The sequence below is a fragment of the Pseudarthrobacter defluvii genome (assembly GCF_030816725.1).
In the GTDB taxonomy this organism is placed as follows: Bacteria; Actinomycetota; Actinomycetes; order Actinomycetales; family Micrococcaceae; genus Arthrobacter; species Arthrobacter defluvii_A.
Window position 1 is genome coordinate 3,872,240 of record NZ_JAUSYG010000001.1, and the last position, 17,009, is coordinate 3,889,248.

General features: G+C 66.4%; 12 protein-coding genes and 3 riboswitches. Of the genes, 6 read left to right on the top strand and 6 right to left on the bottom strand.

Translation table 11 applies throughout. The features are described 5' to 3' along the window. Positions 1 to 182 precede the first annotated feature (182 nt). A complete protein-coding gene (locus QF031_RS18070; RefSeq protein ID WP_307431359.1) occupies positions 183 to 1,607 on the bottom strand; it encodes a CoA transferase in 1,425 nt (474 codons plus the stop codon). A gap of 8 nt (positions 1,608 to 1,615) precedes the next feature. Beyond that, entirely contained in the window at positions 1,616 to 2,515 is a 900-nt protein-coding gene (locus QF031_RS18075; RefSeq protein ID WP_307431362.1) for a glycerophosphodiester phosphodiesterase, read from the bottom strand. 49 nt (positions 2,516 to 2,564) lie between these two features. On the opposite strand from QF031_RS18075, the gene QF031_RS18080 reads away from it, so the two are divergent. Together QF031_RS18080 and QF031_RS18085 are read left to right on the top strand one after the other, a co-directional pair. Further along, on the top strand, positions 2,565 to 3,926 hold the full coding sequence (locus QF031_RS18080; RefSeq protein ID WP_307431366.1) for a DUF445 domain-containing protein: 1,362 nt from the start codon (positions 2,565 to 2,567) through the stop codon (positions 3,924 to 3,926). Positions 3,927 to 4,186: 260 nt separating this feature from the next. Next, positions 4,187 to 5,872 (top strand): HNH endonuclease signature motif containing protein, encoded by a 1,686-nt coding sequence (locus tag QF031_RS18085; protein WP_307431369.1) that lies wholly within the window; start codon positions 4,187 to 4,189, stop codon positions 5,870 to 5,872. 182 nt (positions 5,873 to 6,054) lie between these two features. On the opposite strand, the gene QF031_RS18090 is transcribed toward QF031_RS18085, so the two are convergent. From QF031_RS18090 to cycA, 4 genes are all read right to left on the bottom strand, one after another. Further along, on the bottom strand, positions 6,055 to 6,804 hold the full coding sequence (locus QF031_RS18090; RefSeq protein WP_307431372.1) for a LamB/YcsF family protein: 750 nt from the start codon (positions 6,802 to 6,804) through the stop codon (positions 6,055 to 6,057). After that, the gene (locus QF031_RS18095) at positions 6,788 to 7,597 is read right to left on the bottom strand and encodes a hypothetical protein (protein WP_307433487.1); all 810 of its coding nucleotides are present in this window, start codon (positions 7,595 to 7,597) and stop codon (positions 6,788 to 6,790) included. Before QF031_RS18095 ends, QF031_RS18090 begins: the two co-directional genes overlap by 17 nt. 173 nt (positions 7,598 to 7,770) lie before the next feature. Then, the gene (gene purU / locus QF031_RS18100; RefSeq protein WP_307431374.1) at positions 7,771 to 8,697 is read right to left on the bottom strand and encodes a formyltetrahydrofolate deformylase; all 927 of its coding nucleotides are present in this window, start codon (positions 8,695 to 8,697) and stop codon (positions 7,771 to 7,773) included. Then, a complete protein-coding gene (gene cycA, locus QF031_RS18105; protein WP_307431377.1) occupies positions 8,694 to 10,223 on the bottom strand; it encodes a D-serine/D-alanine/glycine transporter in 1,530 nt (509 codons plus the stop codon). The genes purU and cycA overlap by 4 nt, the downstream gene beginning before the upstream one ends. Before the next feature lie 52 nt (positions 10,224 to 10,275). Next, positions 10,276 to 10,370, bottom strand: a riboswitch (glycine riboswitch). Then, positions 10,371 to 10,468: riboswitch (glycine riboswitch) on the bottom strand. Positions 10,469 to 10,759: 291 nt separating this feature from the next. After that, positions 10,760 to 10,860, top strand: a riboswitch (glycine riboswitch). 158 nt (positions 10,861 to 11,018) lie between these two features. Between cycA and gcvP the strand changes: the two genes are divergently transcribed. The 4 genes from gcvP to glyA all read left to right on the top strand — a co-directional run bounded on the left by gcvP (position 11,019) and on the right by glyA (position 16,926). Beyond that, entirely contained in the window at positions 11,019 to 13,871 is a 2,853-nt protein-coding gene (gene gcvP / locus QF031_RS18110) for an aminomethyl-transferring glycine dehydrogenase (RefSeq protein WP_307431379.1), read from the top strand. A 9-nt stretch (positions 13,872 to 13,880) separates the two neighbouring features. Next, positions 13,881 to 15,014, top strand: coding sequence for a glycine cleavage system aminomethyltransferase GcvT (gene gcvT, locus QF031_RS18115; protein ID WP_307431382.1), 1,134 nt, complete (start codon positions 13,881 to 13,883; stop codon positions 15,012 to 15,014). 209 nt (positions 15,015 to 15,223) lie between these two features. Next, the gene (gcvH, locus tag QF031_RS18120; RefSeq protein WP_307431384.1) at positions 15,224 to 15,607 is read left to right on the top strand and encodes a glycine cleavage system protein GcvH; all 384 of its coding nucleotides are present in this window, start codon (positions 15,224 to 15,226) and stop codon (positions 15,605 to 15,607) included. After that, the gene (gene glyA / locus QF031_RS18125; protein ID WP_307431386.1) at positions 15,604 to 16,926 is read left to right on the top strand and encodes a serine hydroxymethyltransferase; all 1,323 of its coding nucleotides are present in this window, start codon (positions 15,604 to 15,606) and stop codon (positions 16,924 to 16,926) included. Before gcvH ends, glyA begins: the two co-directional genes overlap by 4 nt. Positions 16,927 to 17,009 lie beyond the last annotated feature (83 nt).

Genomic DNA, 17,009 nt, shown 5'->3' on the forward strand with positions numbered 1-17,009 from the left:
GGCTGAACGCACAGGCGATGGACGGACGGGCGCTGGATGGCCAGGCCCTGCAGAGACAGGCCCTGAACAGCGGGTCCGGGCCAGGGAAAAGACATGGAACCCACTCAACCACAGCCAATGCGGCGGCCAGAAACCGGCGCCTGCCGCGGGGCTGTGACTACCAAAAACCCACCATGCAGCTGTCACGCCCAGACGAGCGGCGAGCCTCCGTACGGCGGTGGCGGGGAGAGGTAGTCCAAAGGCTGGCCCGCATTCATCAGCGGAGGGCCAACGTAGCGGAGCAGGCCGTACGCGCTGTCCATGAACCGGTAGCCGGGGCCGGGCAGCTCTGAAGGACTCGCCGTGTCCTTGCCCCTCTCCGTGTCTCTGCTGTTCTCGGTGTTATTACCCTTTTCCGTGTTATTGACCAGTTCCGTGTTATTGCCCAGCGAGAAGAGTTCCTCGGCGGTTCGGGCGAGGGACAGGTACGCCGCGCCCCCGGTCCCCGTCTCACGGCGTCGGGCCAGAATCCGGATGGCAGCGGCAGCGACGCCGTAGCCTGTGGCGTGGTCCAGCGCTTGGACAGGCAGGGCACCCGGGCGCCATTCGCCGTCGTCGTTCTCCTTGCCGTAAAGGTCCGCGATTCCGCATGCCGCCTGGACGATGCTGTCGAACCCGCGCAGAGCGCTCCACGGCCCCAAGCGTCCCCAACTGTTGAGGGTGACCACTGCCAGTCCGGGGTGCGTGGCCAGCAGTTCCCGGGGGTTGAGCCCAAAGCGATCCAGGGCCCCGTGACGGTAACCAGTGACCACCACGTCGGCGGCCGCCAGGAGCCGCCGCAACTCCTGCTGGCTGCCTGGGAGCGCGAGGTCCGCTTCGGCACTTCGCTTGCCGAATGCCGTGTCCACGAATTGGTCTTCGATTTCGGGGAAGGCGGGCGGGTCAATTCGCAGGACGTCTGCGCCAAGCGCCGCGAGCAAGCGGGTGGCAACGGGGCCTGCAATCACCCGGGTCAGGTCCAGCATGCGCAGTCCGCCGAGGGGCAGGTGATCCAGGGGCAAGCCTTCCCTGACTCCCGTCCCATATGCCGTAGCTGTTGCCACCGCAGACTCCTCCAACCCCAAACCGGCCGTGGCACCGTCGGCAAAGTCGAAGGCGATCCAGGGACCGGATTCCGCCGCCCGTCCCATGTCCGAATCGAGCCACTGGCTGCGTGTCCTGACTGCCGCGGCGATGCCTCCCAGGCTTTGGATGGCGGTCTCGGCCTCCAGAGCAGCCATAGAGCGGAGTTGCCGCTCCGCCCCTTCCGCGGAGGTGGCATCCAGGGCCTGCAGCAGCCGCTGCTCATGGTGGGGGTAGTTCGCGTGGAGCCGGATCCAGCCGTCGCGGGTGCGGCGGAAGCCCGAGAGGGCCGCGAAGCCCTCCGGCTTGCGGCCCGCAATGCGCAGGTGGCCGAAGGAGTCGAAGGCGGCCGCGGTGAGGGCAGCCGTGGTGGTGAAACGGCCAGGCGTGCCGGCATACAGGTTCAGGGCAGCTGCCACGGCTTCCACCGAATGCAGCGCGAGCCCCTCGACGTCGAGCGGTCCTGCCCACCAGCGGCGCGGGGAATAGGTGCCCGCGGCGTCCACGTCAGGCCCTACTTTCCCTGCGGCGAGGCAAGCCGGAGCTGGTCAAGGACACGGGCCGGCACGTTGGTGGTGATCTCATGGATGCCCAGGTCCTGGCAGAGCGCCACGTCCTCGGGTGAGTCCACTGTCCACACCCGGAAGCGGCGGCCCGAGTCCAGCCAGCGGCGGACGGTGCCCGGACGTTCACGGACGTAGTCGATGCCGGGACCGGCCATCCCCACATCCCGGTCGTCCAGGATCCGTTCGCCCTCCAGCTGCGTTGCCTTCATCAGGTTGGCGATGGCGCCGCCGGCGAGCGGTCCAACCCCCAGTCCACCCCGGATCTCGTGGATGGTGAGGTCGTCCACCAGCTGGCAGATGTACTGCGGCGGGATGGAAAGAAGCAGGTGGCGGATCGAATCCGGGCTGAAACTCATGAAGGTCACGGCCACGTTGTCCACGGTGGAACTTTGCGGGTCCCAGCCCTCGTTGCGGAGCGCCTCCAGCACCCGGTCCTCGAGTTTGAGCTGGTAGGGGCTTGGATGCTTGAGCTCGATGGCGAGTTTCACGGGGCGCCCAGCTCCGCGGAGGATGTCCAGCAGTTCCGGAAGGGTGAGGAGCTGTTCCGAGCGCGCCCCGTACGTTTCGGGGATGCGGACTCCCTTCCAGGACGAGAAGTCCAGCTGGCGCAGCTCCTCCAGGGTGCGTTCCGCCACCGGCCCTGTCCCGTCCGACGTGCGGTCCAGGTTGGCGTCGTGGAGCAGGACCAGGTGCTGGTCCCGGGTCAGGTGGACGTCGCACTCCACCCCGTCGGCCCCGTCGGCCAAGGCCTGCAGGTAGGCGGCGCGGGTGTGTTCGGCAAAGGCGCCGCTTGAACCGCGGTGGGCAAAGACCAGCGGCCGCTGCGGCACGGACTCGTCAGTTGTCATGGTCACACGGTAGCCGACCCGCCCCCGCCTTCGGGGCTAGGCTTGGCACATGCAGGTGAACTCTGAGGCAACTACCGGGCCAACCACGCAGGAAGCACCCGCCGAAGCAGCGCCGAAGGTGGGGCCCGGCACTCCGGCGGCAGGCGCCGTCGTACGCAGCCAGCTTGATGCCGGGGACGCCGAAAAAGCGGCAGCGCTGCGGAAGATGAAGCTGCTGGCACTGAGTCTGCTCATTGCCATGGCGGTGATTTTTGTCTTCGCGTTCGCCCTGCAGAAGGACTATCCGTGGCTGCAGTACGTGCGTGCGGCAGCCGAAGGCGGAATGGTGGGTGCGCTGGCGGACTGGTTCGCGGTGACGGCCCTGTTCAAGTACCCCATGGGCATCAAGATCCCGCACACCGCCATCATTCCCCGGCGAAAGGACCAGATCGGCGCCTCCCTGGGCGAGTTCGTTGAAACCAACTTCCTGTCCGAACAGGTGGTCCAGGACAAGCTGGCCAGCGTCAACATCGCCCGCCGGGCGGGGCAGTGGCTTTCTGCGCCCGGCGGTGCCGACCGGGTGGCGAAGGAGGGCGCAGCAGCGATCCGCGGCGCGTTCAGGGTTTTGAACGACGACGACGTCCAGGCCGTCATCGAGGGCATGGTGCGCAAGCACCTGCTGGCTCCGCCGTGGGGACCTCCCGTCGGCCGGCTCGCAGAGCGGATCTTCCATGACGGGCACCACCACACCCTGGTGGACCTGCTGGTGGACCGCGCGGCGGACTGGGTGGACGAGAACCACGACACCGTGACCCACCTGGTGTCCGACCGTTCCCCCACCTGGGTTCCGCAGTTCGTGGACGGGCTGGTGGGCGACAAGGTGTATCTCGAGATCCTGAAGTTTGTCCGGGCCGTGCAGGCCGACCCCCGGCACCAGGTGCGGCAGTCGATCGACAAGTACCTCAACGACCTGGCGCAGGACCTGCAGCATGACCCCGCGATGATTGCACGCGCAGAGGACATCAAGGCGCAGGTCCTGGGCGATCCCGAGGTGCGCGAACTCGCGTCCCGGACCTGGGGCACCGTGAAGAACGCGCTGCTGGGCGCTGTGGACGATCCTGACAGCGAGCTCACCATCAAGTTCAAGGCTGCGGTGCGTGACTTCGGGTCGCGCCTGGTGGACGACCCCGAACTGGCGGGGAAGGTCAACGCCTGGATTGGTGACGCGGCGGGTTACCTGGTGCGGACGTACCGCTCGGACATCGCCGGGGTCATTACGGACACGGTGGCTCGCTGGGATGCCGAGGAAACCTCACAGAAGATCGAACTCCAGGTGGGCAAGGACCTGCAGTTCATCCGCATCAACGGCACGGTGGTGGGGTCCCTGGCCGGCCTTGCAATCTTCACGGTGGCGCAGCTGCTGTTCGGCTAGTCCTGCCGCGGCTGTCTTTCTCGCGGGCGGATGCGGTCCGGGCGCTGCGCAAGTTCCTTTTCGCACCGGACATTAGGGGTGCGAAAGGGAACCTCCGCAGCGACAATGCGTACGACGGCGGCATCTTGGCTGGGCGTGCTGCCTCCGTTCGCGGGCGGCTAGGGCTGCGAACCCGGTCTGCTACGCCTGGCGCCGGGGTTCCTGGTATCCCTGGCGCCAGTCAGGCTTTGATTGTCAGACCCCCGTTGGATGATTCTCTTATGGAAATCGGCAGCGGTGTTGGGGTGGTGGCTTCGGAGGGTGTTCACGCCTGCGTTGCTGTCCTTGATGCCCTTGCTGTCCTTGACTCGCTGGACCGTGAGGACTCCTTCCTCGTTGCAGGGGCAGGTGTTGGTTCCGGTGTTGATGTGCTGGAGCGGCGGTACGAGATCCGGCTGGAACGGCTGGAGGTTATCTCCCGATTAGAGGCACAGCTCGCGGCGGTGAAGGCACGGGACGTCACCGAAGCCTTGCAGTTCCAGCAGGCCATGACCCCGCCGGACGCCTCGGTGCAGGACCGCACCTACACCGAAATGTCCGTCGTTGAGGAGGTCGCCGGGGTCCTGACCATCAGCTCCGCCGCGGCCGGGGCTTTCGTGGACCAGTCCCGGCGGGTCTGCTCCCTGCCGCGGGTGTTCGAGGCCCTGTCCGCCGGGGCGATGTCGTGGCAGCACGCCCGCGTTGTTGCGGACGAGTCCGAGGGCCTTGACCCTGCGGGGGCGGCCGGGTTGGTGGCGCATTTCTTCGACCCCGACGCCCCCAGCCCGGCCCGGGGTGCGGCACCCGGTGAGCTGGTGCCGTCCCGGTTCCGGGCCAAGGTCCGTGCCTGGCGGGAACGCCACCACCCGGAAACCCTGGAGAAGCGGCATGCCAAGGGCGTGGCGGACCGGCGGATGGAATACACCCCGGACAAGGACGGCATGGCCTGGGTCTCGCTCTACCTTCCCGGCGATACCGCGTGCGCCATCTGGAACCGCGCCACCGCCCGCGGGCTGCAGGGACCCGATGAGCCCCGCACCCTCACCCAACTCCGCCCCGACATCGCAGCATCCCTGCTCCTCGGCGCCGGCAGCTCCACTGAACTCGGCGAAGTCCCCACCCCGCGGGCCGACGTCCTGGTGATGGTTCCCGTGTTCGCCCTCTTCGGCGTCACCGACGAGCCCGCGATCCTGGATGGTTTCGGACCGATCCCGGCGGCCATGGCCCGGAAACTCGTCGCGGACGGGGCGGACTCGTTCTACCGGGTGCTTGTTGATCCCCGGGACGGGGCGCCACTGGAAATCGGGCGGAAGAACTACCGGCTCACCGAAACCATCAAACGCTGGATCAGGATGCGTGACGGCAAATGCACCTTCCCCGGCTGCACCAACAAGACCCCTGACAACGAAACCGACCACCTCACCGCCTGGGAACACGGAGGAACCACAGGGATCAGCAACCTGGCGCAACTGTGCCCCAAGCACCACAGACTCAAACACCACAACCAATGGACACCAGACCCAGCCACCCAGAAAGACCCGCCCGGCTGGACCTCACCAACCGGCCGCCACTACAAACCCGAACAACCCGACCCGGAACCAACCCACTGGCCACCACGCATCCTTCCAGTGGGTCCTGTTGCGGGTGCCAATGAGGCGGCGGCTTCACCGGGTACTACTGCCCCTGACGCCAGCGTGCCACCAAACGCAGCCGGCCCATCCGGTACCGCGGCCCGCCTAAGGGCCACGGAATCGGAGGATGAGGACGGGCAGTGGCAGCAACTGCTCGCAGACATGCCAGCCTGGCCCGACCCACCACCGGAAGAACCCACCAGCGAGTACGTGATCGACCCGACGGGACCATGCGCGTCAGATCCACGCTGGGTAGAACTGCTAGCAATGCCGGCCATACCCGTACCATCCGGATGACGTAGGCACTGCGCAGCCGTCGAACGGCGCTGGCCAACGGGAGGGTTTCGCCGAACGAAAAGGGCACGCCCACCGACCGGACTACCGCTTAATTCTTGGGACTCCCGACCGACGGAGGGTTCGGACAGGCGGGGCAGTTCCGCAACAAGCCCTTTATGCGAAGGCCGCCAACCCCACGCCGGCTATGCGAAGGCCGCCAACTCCACGCCGGCGGCCTCAAGGCCTGCACGCACCCGGGCCGCCAGCTCCACTGCGCCGGGGCTGCCGCCCTGCAGACGCAGGGAGTCTGCCCGGACAGGAACCACGGTTCCATCCACCGCCACCACTTCGCTTTGAGTAGCCAGGCGGACGGCGCGTTCAACCACTGCGTCCATGTCCTGCAAAAACGCATTCTCGTCGGTGAGCGGCACGAGGCTGCCATCACGGAAATAGGCACGATCGGGAAAGCCCTCGATGAACACCGGGTGCCCGGCCTCCTTGGCCTGCTTCAAGAGCTCAGAGCCGGGGAAGCCGAGGATGGGAAGGCCCGGATCGTATGCATTGACTGCCGCGACAACGGCCGAGGCCTGCTCGGCGTCGTGAATGAGCGCGTCGTACAGCGCACCATGGGGCCTCACGTAGTCCACCGAGGCACCCACCGCATGGGCAACCCCGTCGAGGGCCCCCAGCTGGTACAGCACGTCACCGAACAGCTCATCGAAGCTCATCCCAAGCGCGCGCTGTCCGTAACCGGCCAGATCGCGGTAGCCGATGTGCGCCCCCACCGTGACATCGAGCTCGTAGGCTGCGCGGCAGCTGTCGAGCATGGTGACGGGATCGCCCGCATGCAGGCCGCAGGCCACGTTGGCGCTGGTGATCAGCTGGAGCATGGCCGGGTCGCCTCCTGGCGTCCAGGAGCCGAATGATTGGCCTACGTCAGCGTTGAGATCCAAGTATGTTGCCTTCCAGCGTCAGGTTATCCGGCCCGGCAGCTGCGGTCAGCTCCCCGGGAATGGTCTCCGGCATCGGCCCGAACGCCTCCCGGGCGTTCTTGGCCACCGCACGGCCCATCACGAGGTTACCGGCTCCACCCACCACGGCCCCTATGCCGAACGGGAGGGCCCTGCCGAACAGGGCGGTACCCTGACGCTTGAGCAGGTTCTTGAGGAAGGCATGCTGGATCCGCTTGCGGACACTGCCGAAGCCCGGCCCCACCATCGATTTGGAGAGGACGTTGCCCCACGTGTTGGCGGGGCTGTTGCCGCTGCCGGACGCCTGTCCGCTGAGCGTTCCCAGCAGCGAGGTGCCCTCCTCGCCGAGCATGATCGCCATGACCATGGTGCCGGCCTTTTCCGGGTTGGTCAGGCGGATGCCGTGAAGTTCAGCCAGCGATGTCGCGTAGAGCGCCGTTGCTTCCAGGAAGCCCACGGTGGCGGCGGCGGACAGCCCCAGCGACGCCACAGTTCCAACACCAGGGACGACGGCGGTAGCGCCCACCAGGGCGCCCCCACCGGCAACAGCACGCAGATAGTCCCGCTCTGCGATATCCGCCAGCTGCGCGGCGGTGGCGCGCGGGTGCTTCTTTTGAAGCCGCCGAATGTAGGCAACCACCAAGGGCCGCTGGATCTGCACCGCCTTCAGGAGCATGTTGTGGACGCCTGGCTTGGGCTTGCCGTCGGCGTCGAACATTGCGTTGTGGGCGGTTTCCTGTGCGATGCGTACTGCGGGGTTGCTGCGCCGGGCCATGGTCACCTTCATTCAAATCGACCTGCAGCGGGTAGGCTGCCGTGCTCCCTCCATCCTATGCGGGTAAACACTAAGCATGCTTAACTTCCGGCGCGGCAGTGGTTGATCCAATCCCGGATCCTCTTCTGCTGTGGCAGGACCGCACCGGTTCCGCCACAGCAGAAGAGAAGCGTTCAGCGCAGGACCACGGTGCGGCTGCCGGACAGGATGACCCTGCCTTCGGCGTGCCAGCGCACAGCATTGGTGAGGGCCCGGCACTCGGCGTCCTTGCCAACCCGCACCAGGTCCGCCGGCTCGTAGGTGTGGTCCACCTCGATAACCTGCTGGGAAATGATCGGCCCCTCGTCCAGTTCTGCGTTGACGTAGTGCGCGGTGGCGCCCACGGTCTTCACGCCGCGGGCATAGGCCTGGTGGTACGGCTTGGCACCCTTGAAGCTGGGCAGGAACGAGTGGTGGATGTTGATGGCCCGGCCGTCCAGCTTCCGGGTCAGGTCGTCGCTGAGCACCTGGATGTAGCGGGCCAGCACCACCAGCTCCACACCGTAACCGTCCACCAGGTCCATCAGCCGGGCCTCGGCTTCGGCCTTTGTTTCCGGCGTGACCGGGATCCGGTGGAACGGAACACCGTGCCATGCGGCGAGCCCGGCTGCGTCCGGATGGTTGGAGACAACGGCGGCGATTTCCACGGGAAGGTCGCCGTCACGGGCGCGGAGCAGGAGATCATTCAGGCAGTGGTCGAACTTGGACACCATCACCAGGATCCGCTGCCGGCGGCCGTGCGGCTCAAGCCGCCACTGCATCCCCCACTCCCCTGCGACGGAACCGAACCGCTCACGCAGCAACCCGGCGTCGTACTCTTCCTGCGAGGTGAAATGCACCCGCATGAAGAACTCGCCCGATGCCTTGTCGCCGAACTGCTTGATGTCCACGATGTAGCACTCCTGCGCCAGCAGGAACGCCGCCACCGCCTGGACAATGCCCAGCGAGTCCCGGCACTTGAACGTGAGGATGAACTCCGTGGCGAGGGCATCATCCCCACGGGTGCGCTGCCCGGCAGCCAGGCCGGCCGGTGCGACCGCTGCGGACCCGCCGGCCGTCATTTCCTGGCCTGCACTACCTCTTCGGCGGACACCTCCGCAGTGCTTCGCCCGGCGGCCACCGCGTCATTGCGGAGCTCGGCACGGAAGACCTCGAAGCGGGCAAGGTGTGCGGGCCGGCGCCGCAGGAAGGCCCACGCCACGCCCAGGACGACGAACCAGAGGGGCGTCACCAGCAAAGCGATCAACGTGTCCGGCTGGGTGGTCAGGGCCCAGAGAACGAACGCGAAGAACGCGTACACCACCCACACCACGGGGATGCCGCCGGGCATCTTGAACTTCGACGCCTCGTGCAACTGCGGGCGGCGGCGCCGGAAGGAGATGTAGCTGGCAAGGATTATCGACCAGACGAAGATGAAGCAGACGGCGGACACGGTGGTCACCATTTCAAAGGCCTTGCCAACGTCCTGGCCGGCGTACATGAGGACGACGCCGGAGAGCAGCAGGACGCAGGACAGGAACAGTGCGTTGCTGGGCACCTTCCTCGTGGACAGGCGGCTGAAGATACCCGGGGCATCGCCCTCCTGGGCCAGGCCGAACACCATGCGCGAGGTGGAGTAGATGCCGGAGTTGGCGGAGGACATGGCCGAGGTGAGTACCACCAGGTTGACCACGGTGGCCGCAGCGCCGAGGCCGGCCAGGGAGAACATGCCGATGAAGGGGCTGTGGCCTGCCGCGAACTGGGTCCACGGAGTGACTGCCATCAGGATGACCAGCGCACCGACGTAGAAGAGCAGCACGCGGACGGGAATGGCGTTGATGGCCTTGGGCAGGGTCCGCTCGGGGTTCTTGGCTTCGGCGGCGGTGGTGCCCACCAGTTCGATGCCCACGAAGGCGAACACGGCAATCTGGAATCCAGCCACAAAGCCCATGAATTCATTGGGGAAGAACCCGCCGTGGCTCCACAGGTTGGTGAAGCTGGCCGTACCGGCGTCGGACTGGAAGCCGGTGAAGATCATGAAGAGGCCCACGATGATCAGCGCAGCGATGGCGACGATCTTGATGAGGGCAAACCAGAATTCGGTCTCACCGAAGGCCTTGACGGTGGCGAGGTTCAGCAGGAGCAGGATGGCCACGGTGGCAAGCCCGGGGATCCAGAGCGGCAGTCCCGGCCAGAGTTCCTTGGAGTAGCCGGCGATGGCAATGACATCCGCAATGCCGGTGATCACCCAGCAGAACCAATAGGTCCAGCCGGTGAAGAAGCCCGCCCACGGACCCAGGAGGTCGGCGGCGAAATCGCTGAAGGATTTGTAGTTCAGGTTGCTCAACAGCAACTCGCCCATGGCGCGCATGACGAAGAAGAGCATGAACCCGATGATCATGTACACGAAGATCACTGACGGGCCGGCCGCGGAAATGGTCTTGCCGGAGCCCATGAAGAGGCCGGTGCCAATCGCACCGCCGATGGCAATGAGCTGGATGTGGCGGTTGGTGAGCTGCCGCTCCAGGTGGGGAGGCTCGCTGCGTACTGCCGCGCTCGCACCGTTGCGCGCGGGTTCGCCGTTGGACGTGGGGGGATGAATCGCCATGAGGAACTCCATCGATAAAGCGGCATTTTTGGGTGCCGCAAAAGATTTGGTTCCTCCCCGCTCTGTAAGGGACCTGAGAGTTTCCGCAGCCCAAGCCGCTTGCACCGTCGGTGAGCCAGGACGTGCCTGACTGCTTTCCAGAGTTGCCTGTCCGCGGCGGTACGTGGGCCTGAGAGTTTCCTGGGGAGGGTTTGCTCCTACGGCGCCTGCTAAATGTACCGGCAGGGCTCTCCCGCCGCAGGTCGAAGGCATGTTCAGTTGGAAGCCGCAGCCCCTGAGGGCCACAGCGGTCTTGCAATGGGAAGGGCGCCGGCAGTCGAACCGCTCCGGATACGCTGAGCCAGCCACTGGGAGCGCCGATCCCGGGGTTCAGTGTGGTGTCCGTCACGATCCAATGTCAAACCCTTCCTGACACAAGCGGGGCAGGACGGCGTCATCTTCCGCAATTCGGGCGCAGGCAGGAGGCCCCCGATTTGCCACCCGCCGTTTATCCCGATACCTTGTGAGCCGAATCACCCACATTTGAATAAGCCTTTCGAGCTGTGACGGGAGAGTCCTCCCGGCGAAACACCGGGCAGGCGCCGTAGGAGCAAATCCTCCCCAGGAATCTCTCAGGCCCATGTACCGTCACGGCGAGGCGACTCTGGAAAGCAACCGGGCAGGCGCTTGGTTCACCGACGGTGCAAGCGGCACCTGCAAGAGCAGGCAACGCGGAATCTCTCAGGTCCAATACAGAGCGGGGAGGAACCCATCCCACGCCGTGCCACTCTTGGCCGGCCAGAACTGGAGTTCCTCATGACGATTCAATCGCTACCAACATCGTTTGTTGACCGCCATATCGGCGCCCGCCGCCAAGCCGACGTCGACACCATGCTCAAGGCCGTGGGCTACGACAGCGTGGACGGCCTGGTGGACGTGGCCGTCCCGGCCTCCATCCGGCAGGAAACCGCACTGAAATTGACCGACGCCCTGAGCGAGGTTGAAGTCCTCGCCGAGCTGCGCCGCATCGCAGGCCGGAACAAGACTGCTGTCCAGATGATCGGCCAGGGCTACTACGACACCGTGACTCCGCCGGTGATCCGCCGCAACATCCTGGAGTCCCCCGCCTGGTACACCGCCTACACGCCGTACCAGCCGGAGATCTCGCAGGGCCGGCTCGAGGCGCTGCTGAACTTCCAGACCATGGTGCAGGACCTCACGGCACTTCCTGTGGTCAATGCTTCACTGCTGGACGAGGCCACCGCTGTGGCCGAGGCCGTGCTGCTGATGCGCCGCGCGAACAAGAACGCAGGTGCCAAGGACGGCAGGACTGTCCTCGACGCCGACTGCCTTCCCCAGACCATCGCCATCGTCAAGGGCCGCGCCGAGGCCCTGGGCTTCGAGGTGGAAGTCGCCGACCTCTCCAAGGGACTCCCGGAGGGTGCGATCAACGGTGTTGTCCTGCAGCAGCCAGGTGTTTCCGGCCGGGTCTGGGACCAGTCCGGCGTCATTGCCGCAGCCAAGGAGCGCGGCGCGCTGGTGACAGTCGCGGCTGACCTGCTGGCCCTCACGCTCATCACGCCTCCGGGCGAGCAGGGCGCCGACATCGCCGTCGGTTCCACCCAGCGCTTCGGCGTGCCGCTGTTCTTCGGCGGCCCTCACGCCGCCTACATGGCTGTGCAGAAGGGCATGGAACGCACCCTCCCGGGCAGGATCGTGGGCGTTTCCAAGGACAACGCGGGCGCACCCGCCTACCGTCTGGCTTTGCAGACCCGCGAGCAGCACATCCGCCGTGAAAAGGCCACGTCCAACATCTGCACCGCCCAGGCCTTGCTGGCCATCGTGTCCTCCTTCTACGCGGTGTACCACGGCCCGGACGGACTGAAGGCCATCGCGGAGGGCGTCCACAACAAGGCCAGGGTCCTGGCCAGCGCCCTCATATCCATGGGCCGCGAACTGGTCACCGACTCCTTCTTCGACACCCTGACGGTGCGCGTCCCGGGCAAGGCCGCCAAGGTCATCAATGCTGCGGAGGCCCGCGGCATCAACCTGCGGTTTATTGACCAGGACAGTGTGGGTGTCTCCATTGATGAGACGACGACGGCGGCCACGCTGTCCGCCGTCGCCGTCGCCTTTGGCGCCGGTCCCGTGGGGGACGCGAAGGGCTTCGAACTGCCCGAAGCGGTCCTGCGCACCTCCGGCTACCTGGAGCACCCGGTGTTCAACACGCACCGGTCCGAAACCCAGCTGCTGCGCTACATCCGCAAGCTCTCCGACCGGGACCTGGCACTGGACCGCACCATGATCCCGCTGGGCTCGTGCACCATGAAGCTGAACGCCACCGCCGAGATGGAGGCCATCTCCTGGCCGGAGTTCGCCTCGATCCATCCCTTCGCCCCGGACTCCCAGACTGAAGGCTGGCGTGAACTCATCACCGGCCTCGAGGCTGACCTGACCGCGATCACCGGGTACGACCAGGTGTCCATCCAGCCCAACGCCGGCTCCCAGGGCGAGCTGGCCGGCTTGCTGGCGATCCGCGGCTACCACCACTCCCGGGGCGACCAGCAGCGCAACGTCTGCCTCATCCCGGCCTCGGCCCACGGCACGAACGCCGCCTCAGCGGTGCTGGCCGGCATGAAGGTGGTGGTGGTGGCCACCGCCTCCGACGGCACCATCGACCACGGCGACCTGACAGCCAAGATCGAAGCCAACAAGGACGCCCTGTCCTGCATCATGATCACTTACCCGTCCACCCACGGCGTGTACGACGGCGACGTCCGCGAAGTGTGCGACGCCATCCATGCGGCCGGCGGCCAGGTGTACGTGGACGGCGCCAACCTCAACGCCCTCGTCGGCCTTGCCCAGCCGGGCCAGTTCGGTGGCGACGTGTCCCACCTGAACCTGCACAAGACCTTCTGCATCCCGCACGGCGGCGGCGGACCCGGTGTGGGACCCGTCGCAGCGAAGGCCCACCTCGCACCGTTCATGCCCGGGGACGCCAACAAGGCAGCCCACGAGGACGGGCACGGCGTTGCCATCTCGGCCTCGCGTTTCGGTTCGGCCGGGGTCCTGCCCATTTCCTGGGCCTACGTGAAGCTGATGGGCGGCGAGGGGCTGACCGAAGCCACCAAGTCGGCCCTGCTGGCCGCCAACTACGTGGCCTCCCGGCTGAATGAGTTCTTCCCGGTCCTCTACACGGGTGAGAGCGGCCTGGTGGCGCACGAGTGCATTCTGGACCTGCGTGAACTGACTGCCAAGACGGGGGTCACGGCCGAGGACGTGGCCAAGCGGTTGATCGACTTCGGCTTCCACGCCCCCACCCTGTCCTTCCCCGTCGCGGGGACGCTGATGGTGGAGCCCACCGAGTCCGAGGACCTGGCCGAGATCGACCGCTTCATCGAAGCCATGATCACCATCCACTCCGAGATCCAGCAGGTGGCAGCGGGGGACTTCTCCCTGGAGGCATCCCCGGTGCGCAACGCACCCCACACCGCCGCCGCCGTCGTCAGCTCCGACTGGGACCGCGCCTACCCCCGCGAGCAGGCAGTCTTCCCGGTGGCCTCGCTTCGGCAGGACAAGTACTTCCCTCCGGTGGGGCGGATTGACGGCGCAGCAGGCGACCGCAACCTGATCTGCTCCTGCCCTCCCCTCGAAGACTTCGAAAACTAAGGACCCGCGATGACTGAGAACTACACCGCTCTCTACGAGCAGCACAAGAAAGCCGGGGCTTCGTTCACCGACTTCGGCGGCTGGCAGATGCCGCTCAAGTACGAGTCCGAGCTCGCCGAACACCACGCCGTGCGCAAGGCCGCAGGCCTGTTCGACCTCTCCCACATGGGCGAAGTGTGGGTCACCGGGCCGGACGCTGCGGCGTTCCTCGACTATGCCCTGGCCGGCAAGCTGTCCACGGTGGCCGTCGGAAAGGCCAAGTACTCACTGATCTGCGACGCCGACGGCGGGATCATCGATGACCTCATCACCTACCGCAGGGCTGACGACACGTTCCTGGTGGTCCCGAACGCGGGCAACGCCAAGGTGGTGGCCGAGGCCCTGCAGGAGCGCGCCGCGAACTTTGACATGACCGTGCAGGACGCCTCCGCCGAGACCTCCCTCATCGCGGTCCAAGGCCCCGCAGCCGAGGCGATCCTGCTGCAGCTGGTTCCCGCAGAACAGCACGCCCTGGTGATTGAACTGAAGTACTACGCCGCCGTGGAAGTGGGCATCAGCTTCGGCGGAGCCATCCGGAACCTGCTGGTGGCCCGCACCGGCTACACCGGCGAGGACGGCTTCGAAATCTATGTGGGCAACCTGGAAGCTCCGGCCCTGTGGGAAGCGCTACTCGCCGCCGGTGAAGGCTCAGGCCTCGTCCCCGCCGGCCTCGCCTGCCGCGATTCGCTCCGCCTCGAGGCCGGAATGCCGCTCTACGGCAACGAACTCTTCCGGCAGGGGAACCCCTACGCCGCGGGCCTGGGACCCGTCGTCGCCCTGTCCAAGGAAGGCGACTTCGTGGGCAAGGAAGCCCTGGCCGCCCTCAAGGCAGCCGGCGTCGGTTCCACGATTGGCCAGAAGCTCGTGGGCCTCAAGGGAACGGGCCGCCGCGCAGCCCGGGGCCACTACCCCGTCCTCAAAGACGGCATCCTTGTTGGTGAAGTGACCTCCGGCCAGCCCTCCCCCACCTTGGGATACCCCGTCGCCATGACCTATGTCGACGTCGAGTTCGCCGAACCCGGCACAATCCTGGACGTAGACCTCCGCGGCAAGCCCGAACGCTTCGAAGTAGTACCCCTCCCGTTCTACCGCCGGCAAAAGTAGCTCCGGGTGCCTCGCGGTGGTTGCTTCTGCCCAGCAGGACCGGCATCCTCCGCGGGCTCGGTCGCGAAGACGCCCGCTGGGCGGACGTGACGCTCCCTTGGACGCCCACTTCCGGACGCCGGTCCCGCAGGGGCCGAACGCCCGCTCACCTTTCGCACATTTTGGGCCAACGCGCCATCACTTTTCATCATCAAAACCTAAGGAAAATCATGAGCAAAGTTGTAGCTGAACTGAAGTACTCCGCCGAGCACGAGTGGGTCGCTGTTGACGGATCTGGCCCTGCGGGGATCGGGATTTCCGCTGTGGCCGCCGATGCCCTCGGCGACATTGTGTACGTGGACCTGCCGGAGGTTGGTGCGACCGTTACGGCCGGCGAGACGTGCGGCGAGGTGGAGTCCACCAAGTCAGTATCCGACCTTTATGCGCCGGTCACCGGTGAGGTCATCGAGATCAATGACGGCGTGGTGACCGACCCCGCCCTGATCAACAGCGACCCCTACGGCGCTGGCTGGCTCTTCAAGGTGGCCGTCACCGAGGAAGGCCCCCTGATGTCGGCCGAGGAATACGCTGCAGCAAACGGCGGCGAACTGTGAGCGCGGCAACCGGCACCGTGGCCTTCCAGCAGGTGGTTTCCCCCAGCCTGGACGCCGACCTTTCGGTCCTGGACCCGGAGGTCGCCGCAAAGATCGACGACGAACTGGGCCGCCAGCGCGACGGCCTGGAGATGATCGCATCGGAGAACCACACCGCCGTGGCCGTCATGCAGGCCCAGGGCTCGGTGCTGACCAATAAGTACGCCGAGGGCTACCCGGGCAAGCGCTACTACGGTGGCTGCGAGCACGTGGACGTCGTCGAGCAGCTGGCCATCGACCGGGTGAAGGCATTGTTCGGCGCCGAGTACGCAAACGTACAACCCCACTCCGGTGCGCAGGCCAACGCCTCGGTGATGCACGCGCTGATCAAACCGGGCGACACCATCATGGGCCTCAACCTCGCGCACGGCGGGCACCTGACGCACGGCATGAAGATCAACTTCTCCGGCAAGCTTTACAACGTGGTCCCGTACCAGGTCCGCGAAGACACCCACACCATCGACATGGCAGAGGTGGAGCGCCTGGCGCTGGAAACGAAGCCGCAGCTGATCGTTGCCGGCTGGTCAGCCTACGCGCGGCAGCTGGACTTCGCGGAGTTCCGCCGGATCGCCGATTCCGTGGGGGCGTACCTGATGGTGGACATGGCGCACTTCGCCGGACTGGTGGCGGCAGGCCTGCACCCCAGCCCGGTGCCGCACGCACACGTCACCACCTCCACCACGCACAAGACCCTCGCCGGTCCGCGCGGCGGCATCATCCTCTCGAACGACGCCGACATCGCCAAGAAGATCAACTCGGCTGTGTTCCCAGGCCAGCAGGGCGGCCCGCTGGAACACGTCATCGCCGGCAAGGCAGTGGCATTCAAGATTGCCGCCTCGGCTGAGTTCAAGGAACGGCAGGAGCGCGTCCTCGCTGGCTCCCGCATCCTGGCCGAGCGCCTGGTCCAGCCGGACGTCACCGCCAAGGGCATCAACGTGATCTCCGGCGGCACCGACGTGCACCTGGTCCTCGTTGACCTGCGCAACTGCGAACTCGACGGACAGCAGGCCGAGGACCGGCTCGCGGCGATTGACATCACCGTCAACCGCAACGCCGTGCCCTTCGACCCCCGCCCGCCCATGGTCACCTCCGGTCTGCGCATTGGCACCCCTGCCCTGGCCACCCGCGGCTTCGGCGAGGACGCCTTCCGCGAGGTTGCAGATATCATCGCCGAGGCATTAATTGCCGACGCCGACGCGGACCTTTCCGGCCTGCGTCACCGCGTCGACGCCCTGGCAAAGGCTCACCCCCTCTACCCGGGCATCGCGCCCCTCGCCTGAGTTTTTCGGCCGTCGTCACCTTCGGGACCGGCGGACCGGACATTTTCACGCGTGCTTGGGCCCACGCCGTCAGGGTTCCCTGG

Excerpts from the sequence above, each read along its gene's own strand:
- QF031_RS18075 (WP_307431362.1), bottom strand. The coding sequence starts at position 2,515 with ATGACAACTGACGAGTCCGTGCCGCAGCGGCCGCTGGTCTTTGCCCAC.
- QF031_RS18080 (WP_307431366.1), top strand. The coding sequence starts at position 2,565 with ATGCAGGTGAACTCTGAGGCAACTACCGGGCCAACCACGCAGGAAGCA.
- QF031_RS18085 (WP_307431369.1), top strand. The coding sequence starts at position 4,187 with ATGGAAATCGGCAGCGGTGTTGGGGTGGTGGCTTCGGAGGGTGTTCAC.
- QF031_RS18095 (WP_307433487.1), bottom strand. The coding sequence starts at position 7,597 with ATGGCCCGGCGCAGCAACCCCGCAGTACGCATCGCACAGGAAACCGCC.
- purU (WP_307431374.1), bottom strand. The coding sequence starts at position 8,697 with ATGACGGCCGGCGGGTCCGCAGCGGTCGCACCGGCCGGCCTGGCTGCC.
- cycA (WP_307431377.1), bottom strand. The coding sequence starts at position 10,223 with ATGGCGATTCATCCCCCCACGTCCAACGGCGAACCCGCGCGCAACGGT.
- gcvP (WP_307431379.1), top strand. The coding sequence starts at position 11,019 with ATGACGATTCAATCGCTACCAACATCGTTTGTTGACCGCCATATCGGC.
- gcvT (WP_307431382.1), top strand. The coding sequence starts at position 13,881 with ATGACTGAGAACTACACCGCTCTCTACGAGCAGCACAAGAAAGCCGGG.
- gcvH (WP_307431384.1), top strand. The coding sequence starts at position 15,224 with ATGAGCAAAGTTGTAGCTGAACTGAAGTACTCCGCCGAGCACGAGTGG.